Source organism: Nocardioides sp. CPCC 206348, from assembly GCF_048654705.1.
Taxonomy (GTDB): domain Bacteria; phylum Actinomycetota; class Actinomycetes; order Propionibacteriales; family Nocardioidaceae; genus Nocardioides.
In genome coordinates, this window is record NZ_JBMCZA010000162.1 from 57,569 (window position 1) to 66,438 (window position 8,870).

The 8,870-nt window shown below is 63.0% G+C and carries 8 protein-coding genes; all 8 read right to left on the reverse strand.

All coding sequences use genetic code 11. The features are described from left to right. Positions 1-239: 239 nt before the first annotated feature. Entirely contained in the window at positions 240-1,055 is an 816-nt protein-coding gene (locus tag ACOADB_RS12330) for a prepilin peptidase (protein ID WP_378598768.1), read from the reverse strand. After that, complete coding sequence (locus tag ACOADB_RS12335; RefSeq protein WP_378598746.1) at positions 1,037-3,127, reverse strand: hypothetical protein; 2,091 nt, start codon at positions 3,125-3,127, stop codon at positions 1,037-1,039. Before ACOADB_RS12335 ends, ACOADB_RS12330 begins: the two co-directional genes overlap by 19 nt. A gap of 65 nt (positions 3,128-3,192) precedes the next feature. Next, positions 3,193-3,819 (reverse strand): type II secretion system protein J, encoded by a 627-nt coding sequence (locus ACOADB_RS12340; RefSeq protein ID WP_378598749.1) that lies wholly within the window; start codon positions 3,817-3,819, stop codon positions 3,193-3,195. Beyond that, entirely contained in the window at positions 3,810-4,289 is a 480-nt protein-coding gene (locus ACOADB_RS12345; RefSeq protein ID WP_378598752.1) for a type IV pilus modification PilV family protein, read from the reverse strand. Before ACOADB_RS12345 ends, ACOADB_RS12340 begins: the two co-directional genes overlap by 10 nt. Then, entirely contained in the window at positions 4,289-5,494 is a 1,206-nt protein-coding gene (locus ACOADB_RS12350) for a type II secretion system F family protein (protein ID WP_378598756.1), read from the reverse strand. Before ACOADB_RS12350 ends, ACOADB_RS12345 begins: the two co-directional genes overlap by 1 nt. 1 nt (position 5,495) lies before the next feature. Continuing rightward, entirely contained in the window at positions 5,496-7,232 is a 1,737-nt protein-coding gene (locus ACOADB_RS12355) for a GspE/PulE family protein (RefSeq protein WP_378598759.1), read from the reverse strand. Between the two features lie 14 nt (positions 7,233-7,246). After that, positions 7,247-8,347 carry a type IV pilus twitching motility protein PilT gene (locus ACOADB_RS12360; RefSeq protein WP_378598762.1) on the reverse strand — a complete coding sequence of 367 codons (1,101 nt, stop codon included), beginning with the start codon at positions 8,345-8,347 and terminating at the stop codon, positions 7,247-7,249. Between the two features lie 73 nt (positions 8,348-8,420). Beyond that, the gene (locus ACOADB_RS12365) at positions 8,421-8,771 is read right to left on the reverse strand and encodes a prepilin-type N-terminal cleavage/methylation domain-containing protein (protein ID WP_378598765.1); all 351 of its coding nucleotides are present in this window, start codon (positions 8,769-8,771) and stop codon (positions 8,421-8,423) included. Positions 8,772-8,870 lie beyond the last annotated feature (99 nt).

Consider the following 8,870-nt stretch of genomic DNA (forward strand, 5'->3'; position numbering starts at 1 on the left):
TGTTCGAACCCGCGGGAAACCCCCACGCCGCAGAAATTTTGAACAAACTCCCGGTCACACCGCAGGTAAAACGAGGCAGGCTTGGTACTGATTCACCAAATCAGGCCGTGGCGGCCGCTCCATGCAGGGGACACTGCACGGGATCGCGACCACCACGGCCTGTTGAAGACATTCCATCACCCCGGCGTGCCTTGTGCCGATCCCGCTTTTCCGATGTCCACACTTCCGCTGGTCGTGTGCTAGTACCCGATCAACTCCAGGTAATAGTCCCCCAGGCCCCCGGCCCCCAGGATCGCGGCGAACGCGCCCAGGATCATGAACGGCCCGAACGGCACCGCGCTCTTGCGCCCGGCCTTGCCGCCGGCCATCAGCAGCACCCCGGCGACGGCGCCGAGCAGGAACCCCATGAAGGCGCCGACGAGGAACGTCCCCCACGTCAGGTACGCGGTCATCCCGCCGACGATCCCGGACAGCTTCACGTCGCCGAAGCCCATGCCCCCGGGCGCGATCAGCCAGACGATGAAGAAGAACGCACCGAGGATCGCCGCGCCTTCGAGCGCGCGCAGCAGCGCTCCCCCGTCCCAGTCGATCAGCAGCAGACCCGCCAGGACGACGTACGACGGCAGGACGATCTTGTCCGGCAGACGCTGGACGTCCAGGTCGATGAGCGCGAGCGCGATCCCGATGGCCACGAAGGTGAGGTACGCCGGCAGCAACCGCAGTCCCTGCTCGTCGGTGCCGAGCCGCAGCGCGACCAACGCGAACGCCAGACCCGTCCCGAGCTCGACGAGCGGGTACCGCGCACTGATCGGCTCCCCGCAGTCGAAGCACTTCCCCCGCAGGACCAGCCACCCGAGCACCGGCACGTTGTGCCGGTTCCGGATCTCGTGCCCGCACTTCGGGCACGCCGACGGCGGGCTGACGATCGACTCCCCCGCCGGAACGCGGTGCGCGACGACGTTGAGGAACGACCCGATGGCGAGCCCGAGCAGGCCAGCGAAGATCGGGACGACGACCGAGAGAAGCTCGTGCTCGCTCAGCGCGTGTGACTCCAGTTCAGAATCGTGACTTGCCGATGAGGCGGACCTGGCACCGCCCCATCGTCGAAGACCTTCACTCTGGCTTTGAGTGCGAGCTTCCCTGTTGCAACTGTGCACGTCGCACCGGGGCAGACATATACCTCGAGGCGAACGAGCGTCGTCTCGAAGCCGAAGCCCGGGGAGTTGTCAGGTAGTTCAATCACAGCGCCGGTGTACCCGAAGGATGCCGTTTCGAACACGTCAAGCGCACGGGCGATGACGCCGAATCGGAAGACAGACTCGTTGATGTTGTTCAGGGCGAGGTCGATCTTTGCCAACGGCACATATGTGGTGCCTTGTGCGTAGAAGAATGTGCTGTTGCCCAACGCCTGAACCACCGGCAGGCCGCCAGGCGTCGTGACGCTGCCTGACTGGGCCCGGATCTGCGGCACGTAATAGGTCAACTCAAGGCGGACAGCATCAAGTTGGGAGATCTGGTTCCTGCCGAGGGACGCATCGAACTTGAAGGATGCCCCGCTGAAGCCGCTGTCGTGGACCGCCTTCTGAAACGCACCCCATCCGGTTCGCGCGGACAGATCCACATCTTCAGTACCAAGTGTCCCCCGGGCCGGCATCGTGTAGCTGATCGGCCCAGTACCGAGGTTAGGCGTCAGAGTGAAGGCGTTGGCGTTGCCGGTGGAACGATGCGTGACCTTGAGTCGTGCCCCGGTCAACACTGTGCCCTTAGGCAGATTCGTACCCGGCGCGAAGCCGGTCATCGTCATCGTTCCCGGCTGCGCGCTGTTTGCTCCGGTGCTGTCGCGTTGCCAGTAAGCGAGGTTGGCGTTCGTCGCCTGGTTGCCGTCGGCTGCCTGGACGTTGGCGGCCGTGGCCTGCAGGAAGGAGCCCGGGATGGTGACCGCGGTGCTAGTGAGCGCCGTTACTCCAGACAATGTCGTGGAACTTGCAGTGCCGGTTTTCTGGCCGTATATGACGATGGGCGGGCGGGTGCTGTGATAGGTCGCGCAAAGCTCCATCACCGCGCCCTTGTCCACCACCATCCGGCTGTCGCCACCAAAGATGAACTGGACGCCGTCGGCATTGACATCGTCGATCGGGTTGACGCATCGTCCCGGCACCGTATTGTCCGTTGTCAACGCTCCACCGACGATGGTGCCGGAGTTGATCGCCCACACATTGCCGGCGCTAGGCACGATGTCAGAGTCGAATAATGGGTCGCCGGAACTGTTGTGAAAGTCGAAGTAGTACGCGCCTGGTTGGAAATGAATGAAGCAGTTACCGCCGCCGTTGGGTGTCAACGCATTGAGCTTCGTGGCGTCGTCGTAGATGCCAGGCTGGAGGGTCACCGAGTTGCCGGGGCACGTCGTTGGCGGAATCTGCAACTCGAGATCAGCGATGGTACGGCCGGTAGCACTGAGCTCATTGGCGTAGTTCGGGTCTGCAGGAGCCGTCCCGGAGAAGCAATTCACGGTGGGAGCGGACATGGCGCTCATCGGGCTGCAGCCGGTGCGAGCGCGAATGCTCTCAGTCGACTCGAGGGTGCCGTTGTTGTCGCGAAGGATGTTCGAGTGCGACCAGATGCCGCCCCGAACCCTGAATGCGCCTGCGCTGCCGTTCGTCTTGAAGGTGAAACCGTTCTCAGTTGCGCTGGTACCGAGCGTCAGTATCGCGTTTCCAGGCTTGTTCGAGTTGTTGATGGGAACCGCTGTGCCTTGGGCTCCCGTCGCGTCTTCCGGGCCACAGACCACGGCCGCGGACATGGTGTCCTGCGTTTCGTTGGACTGCTGCGGGACAAGATTGTCGAGGGTAAGCGTCGTCATTGGGATGCTTGTCGGCCCACTCCCGTTGTAACCAAAGCACCCAGTGCCGAGCTCGTTTGTGTAGTACCAAGGACTCGGCTCACCGGTGCCAATGTTGTAACCCGTGCGGAGGTCGTTGATCGCCACCTGGGCCGCAGCGTCCGCGGTGTATGAGGATCGTGCGACATCTCGCAGGGCGACAGTGGCCCGCAAGCTTCCGTCGCCGCGAGTCAGTACAGCGCCGGTCACCAACGCAACCACCGTGATGATGAACATCGCGATGATCAAGATCGCTCCGCGGTCATCGGCCCGTCTCCAGAGTCCCCGACCAAACCTGTCGACGCCAGCGCGAGTCATGACTGTCTCCGTTCGCCCGACAACGTCGCCGAGTACGCGACCGTGCCGTTGCCATCAGGGTCAAGCACCGAAAGGTCTAGGTCGACGACCTCGGGAGTACCACTGCAAGCCGGGACGCAGGTTGCGTTCGGCGGTTCGGTGAGACTGTGTGCTACTTCGACCGACGAGTCGATGGTCGATTCAGTGCAGCGCACTCGGACGAGCTCGTAGGGCGCGCTGGCGCCCGTCGCCACATAGCTGACAGTGACCACCTCGCCGTTATCGGTGGAGTCCAGCGAGGTGAACTCGCTCCACGCCAAAGTCACCACGACGTCACCCGCTGGCAAGGCACAGGCCGGGGTGGTGTTGATGGAATCTTGCAGCGGAAAGGTCTTAGTCGTCTCGTCGTAGATCCGAACACCCATACTGGCGACGTCCCGCTGCCAATACGTAGCGGCGAACTGCACATCCTGGGACTCAGTGAGACGCGACTGAGTGTCGGCGATGTTTCTGAAGTAGCTGATGACGACCCCCGCCAGCGCCGAGATAATGACACCCATGATCGCAACGGTGATCAGTAGTTCGATCAGCGTGAATCCACTGTCCGCCCGACGCGAACCTGGCAATCTGTCTCTCACGAGCACGAGGACCCCGATCCGCAGGCCTTGCGAACAACGATCGTCAACTTCTCTACGGCGCGATCGTCGTCGCTCTTGACAATGACCCGGATCCGCTGCAGGCCGGTGTCGGCGCCAGGGCACGCACCGGCAGCAACCGACCCGTCACCGGATAGTGGCAAGGCTTGCTCGATGGACGCCTCATAGCCGTCGGGTACATCGAAGTCCACCTCGTCGGGTGCGTAGTCAGCAGCAGAGGCGCACCTAACGTAGTTGTCCGGGTCATCTAGAAAGGTCTCGATGGCCTCGGCGTAACTGCGCACATAGGCCCCGCCGGTGGACTGCTTGCGATGAATGTCGGAGGTCTTGATACTCAGCTGGAGGCCGGCGAGGATCGCCACCGCCGCCACGCTCAAGATCGAGAGAGCGACCAGAACCTCGATCAGCGTCGCGCCCCGATCGGAGCGGAAGCCGTCGCCCCGGTCGTGGCCGTCCATCAGAGTTCGACCTGATCGAAGATGCCGTACATCGCGGAAACGAGCGCCACAGCCACGAAGCCGACGATGCCTCCCATGACAACGATCACAATGGGCTCGAATAGCGCCGTCAACTTGTTGATCTTGTAATCGAGCTCGTCTTCGTAGTATTCGGCGGTCACCTCAAGTTGGGTGTCCATGGATCCGGTGTCTTCGCCGACGCGAAGCATTGCGGTTGCTGTCCCGGGAAAGAGCCCGGTGCGAGCCAGCGGGCCGGCAATGCCCTGACCTTCAAGCATCTGCTCGGTCACGCCGTTGAGCCGCTTGATGAAGACCCTGTTCTTCAGCGAATCACTCGCAACCCGAATTGCCTCCGGCAAGTTGACACCGGCCCCCACCATCGAGGCCATCACCCGGCAGAACCGCTCGACCAAGGCGTACTGAATGGTCTCGCCCAGTACCGGAACCTTCAGCAAAAAGGCGTGCCAAACATACTTGCCGCGAGAGAACCGCTGGGAGATTACGAAGAGCAGAACAATGCCTATAAATCCCGCGGACAGAGCCCACCACCATTCGCCGAGGAAGTCGGTGAAGGCGAGCAACATCCGGGTCGGCAATGGCAGTTCGGCGTCGAGGTCAGCGAAGAAGTCCTCGAACTTCGGCAACACATACAGCGCCAGCACAAGCACGGTCACCACGGACATGATCGCGACGGCGATCGGGTAGATCATGGCGCTCTTGATCTTTCGTCGCGCCTCAAGATCGCGCTCGATATAGATCGCCAGCCTCGACAGCACAGTGTCGAGTTCGCCCGTCAATTCCGCCGACCGGACGATGCCGCGGTAGAACTCCGGGAACACCTTGGGATATCGCTCCAGGGTGTCCGAAAAGCGCTCCCCGGTGCGCAAGCCGTCCTCGATCTCGTGCATCATCCGTCGCAGGGATGAGTTGTCGCTCTCCTGGCCGATCGAGTGGACGGCGTCCAGGATCGGGAGTCCGGCACGGAGGAACGCAGCGATCTGTCGCGACAAGTGCATCACGTGCTCGCGCTTGATGCGCGGGCCGGAGATCTCGTACTGCAAGACACTCTTCCGCTCGGTGACACGCAAGTCCCGCAGGTCACGTTGAAACAGAGCGACTTCGGCGTCGGACCGACTGGCAGCCTTGTGCGTGCCCTTGATGCGCTGCCCGTCCAGATCCACAGCGACGTACGCGAACTTCGGCATATCAGACCCCCGCCACATAGATCGAGCGCATGACCTCAGCGGCAGTGGTGGTCCCGTCGCTGACAAGCCGGACCGCTTGCTCTTGAAGCGTACGCATGCCTTGAGCCTGCGCGAGCTTGCGCATCTGATCGTGCGGCGCGTGGTCGACGATCAGCTCACGGACCTCGTCGGTGACGACGAGCATCTCGTAAACACCGATCCGCTCAAGGTAGCCAGTGTGCGCGCAGAAGTGGCACCCGGTCCCGTGTCTCCAGCCTCCGATCGGCTCCTGCCCGCCAAAGCTCCGCACGAAGGCAAGCTCCTCTGGGGACGGTTCGAACGGCGACAGACAAGACGTGCAACTGCGACGAACGAGTCGCTGGGCCACCACCGCCGTCACCGAGGACGCGATGAGAAATGCCTCAATGCCCATGTCCAAGAGGCGATAGAGCGCCGATACTGCCTCCGTAGCGTGCAGCGAGGACAACACGAAGTGGCCTGTCAGCGCCGACTGCACGGCGATCCGAGCGGTATCAACGTCGCGGATCTCGCCGACCAAGATCACGTCCGGGTCTTGGCGCAGAATGGACTTCAGCCCGCCGGCGAAGGTGATTCCCGCCGCCTCGTTGATCTGGATCTGATTGATCGAATCGAAGGTGTACTCAACCGGGTCTTCAATGGTCATCAGGTTCTTTTCGGGGGTGTTGAGCTCCCCCAACGATGCGTACAGCGTCGTGGTCTTGCCGCCACCGGTGGGTCCGGCACAAATGACCATGCCGAACGGCGAGCGGATCAGTTGGGAGTAGCGCGCAGCGGTGTCCGAGGGCATGCCGAGCTGCTCCAGCTTGAAGAGCGATCGACTCTTGTCAAGGAGTCGCATGACGACCTTCTCGCCACCGACCACCGCCGTCGTCGAGACGCGGATGTCGAGATCACGACCGTCGACCTCCATGCTGATCTGACCGTCTTGGGGGCGCCGGCGCTCAACGATGTTCATTCCGCCTAGGATCTTGATCCGGCTCACGATGGCGGGACCGATCGAACCAGGCAGGTCCAACACTTCCGTGAGAGCTCCGTCGATCCGGAAACGCACCCTCACGCGCTCACCCGCCGGCTCCACGTGAATATCGGAAGCCCGGTCACGCAAAGCCTGAGTAATGACCTTGCGCACAACTTGGACGACGGGAGCGTCCTCGTTGACGCTGACCGTGTCGAGGCCAGCTGCCTCTCTGCGGAGCACATCGCGAGCCTCGAAGGCTTGGATCTGGCCGCCGACTTCACCGGTCGCACGGTACGACGTCGCGATCCCGCGCTCGAGGTCGCGTCGTGTGGCCACCAAGGGACGCACACCACGACCGATCACGGTCGCCAGCGCCTGGATGCGCTCCGGCGAGGGATCCAGGAGCGCCACCGTGACACTGTTCTCGTCAGAGGCGACCGGGAGCGCTTCGAGGGCGTTCGCCTGGTCACGGGTGAGCAGGGCAACCGCGTCCGGATCCGGCGTCAGCGCCCGGAAGTCGGCAACACCGACTTGGTGGTGCTCTGCCAGCGTGCTGGCCAAGATGTCGTCAGAGATGTGACCGGCGTCGATCAACTTCGTCGCCAGCGAACCACCTTCTTGGGCGCGTACCGCGTCCAGTTGATAGGGCTGGACTCGGCCGGCACCCACGAGGATGCGGCCGATCCGCTCGTCGTCCTCGTCGGTCCGGGGCGCCAGGATCGGCGCCTCGACCTTGCTGTGCTTGCCCTTCAACCGCATGTGGAGCTACGCCCTTACCGGCCCACGCCGGCGGTGAACCGCGGGCGGGCCTCGATGTCCTTGGGGTAGAGGCTGCGCGCGGCGGCATCCTCTTCGGTCACGATGCCTTCCTGGATCAGTTGTGAGAGCGACTTTTCCAGCGTGATCATCCCGTCTTGAGCACCAGTAACCAACGAGTTTCGCAACTGGTGTGTCTTGCCTTCCTTGATCAGGTTGCGCACCGAGGGAGTGGCCACGAGTACCTCAAAAGCCGCGATCATTCCGCCGCCGACCCGCGGGATCAGCCGCTGGTACACAACGCAACTGAGCGCCGCAGCGAGTTGCACTCGGATCTGGGCTTGTTGCTCAGCCGGGAAGACATCGATCATGCGGCCGACTGACTGCGCCGTGTCGTTGGTGTGCAGGGTGGCGAAGACCAGGTGGCCGGTCTCGGCCACGGTCAGCGCGAACGCGATGGACTCGAGGTCGCGCATCTCGCCGACCAACAGAACGTCGGGGTCCTCACGTAGGACTGACTTCAGCGCATTGGGGAAACTCTTGGTGTCGGTGCCGACCTCACGCTGGTTGACCGCCGCCATCTTGTGGTCGTGGACGTACTCGATCGGATCCTCGACCGTGATGATGTGGCAGCCACGGTTGGTGTTGATCAGGTCGATCAGCGACGCCAACGTCGTCGACTTGCCCGAGCCCGTCGGTCCGGTCATCAGGATCAAGCCCTGGTGCTTCATCGCGTGCTCGCGGAGCGCAGGAGGCAAGCCAAGGTCATCGGGAGTTGGAACCTGACGCGGGATCATCCGCAGCGCGACGGCGGTGAGGCCGCGCTGGGTGAAGGCATTGCCGCGGATTCGGGCGTGTTCGCGCCACGAAAAAGAGAAATCGTACTCGTGCTTGGACGCCCAAGCGGCCTGTTGCTCCGGACTGAGTACTTCCGCGAGCAGGGCCTCGGTCTCCTCAGCCGTCAGCGCGGACTGACCCGGGACTGGCGCCAGCGAGCCGTCCACCCGCAGCATCGGCGGGAGTCCAACCGTAAGCAGCAGGTCCGTTCCCTTGACCTCCCAGAGGGCGGCCAGCAACTGATCGATCCGGTCACCGATGCGGTGCACGTGGTGGAACATCCGATGGTTCCTCACCTAGAGGCCGAAGGAGGGCCGCCGCCGGAGCGGCGACCCTCCATGTCAGAAGCCGAACTCAGAGGGTGGTGCAGTCCACCCCGGTGGCGATCGGGTCGCCAGCGGTGTTCGTACCAAGGCCCGTGACGTAGTCGGTCGGAACCGCCTTGAGGAAGCCCTCGTCAACGAGGTCCTGGAGGTTAGCGGGGTCACCGAGACCGTCGGCGTAGTACGCCTCGATGGCAGTCTCAACCGTACGGAACTCAGTCTTGCAAGCAGACTCTGCAGCATTGTTCGTGATGCCGCGAACCGAGAACACCACGACCGCGGCGAGCACGCCGAGGATGATGATCACGATGAGGAGCTCGATGAGGGTGAAGCCGCGGTTGTCGCGACGGGCGGCGCGGAGCCGGTCAATGGTGCGGAGCATGCGAAGTCCTTAGGGAGTAAGGGGGTGATGATGGAAAAGGACCAGGCCCGAGCGCTGATGTAGCCATGAAACGTCCGTGTGCGACGCGGCGTCATGGCA

Excerpts from the sequence above, each read along its gene's own strand:
- ACOADB_RS12360 (WP_378598762.1), bottom strand. The coding sequence starts at position 8,347 with ATGTTCCACCACGTGCACCGCATCGGTGACCGGATCGATCAGTTGCTG.
- ACOADB_RS12365 (WP_378598765.1), bottom strand. The coding sequence starts at position 8,771 with ATGCTCCGCACCATTGACCGGCTCCGCGCCGCCCGTCGCGACAACCGC.
- ACOADB_RS12350 (WP_378598756.1), bottom strand. The coding sequence starts at position 5,494 with ATGCCGAAGTTCGCGTACGTCGCTGTGGATCTGGACGGGCAGCGCATC.
- ACOADB_RS12355 (WP_378598759.1), bottom strand. The coding sequence starts at position 7,232 with ATGCGGTTGAAGGGCAAGCACAGCAAGGTCGAGGCGCCGATCCTGGCG.
- ACOADB_RS12345 (WP_378598752.1), bottom strand. The coding sequence starts at position 4,289 with ATGGACGGCCACGACCGGGGCGACGGCTTCCGCTCCGATCGGGGCGCG.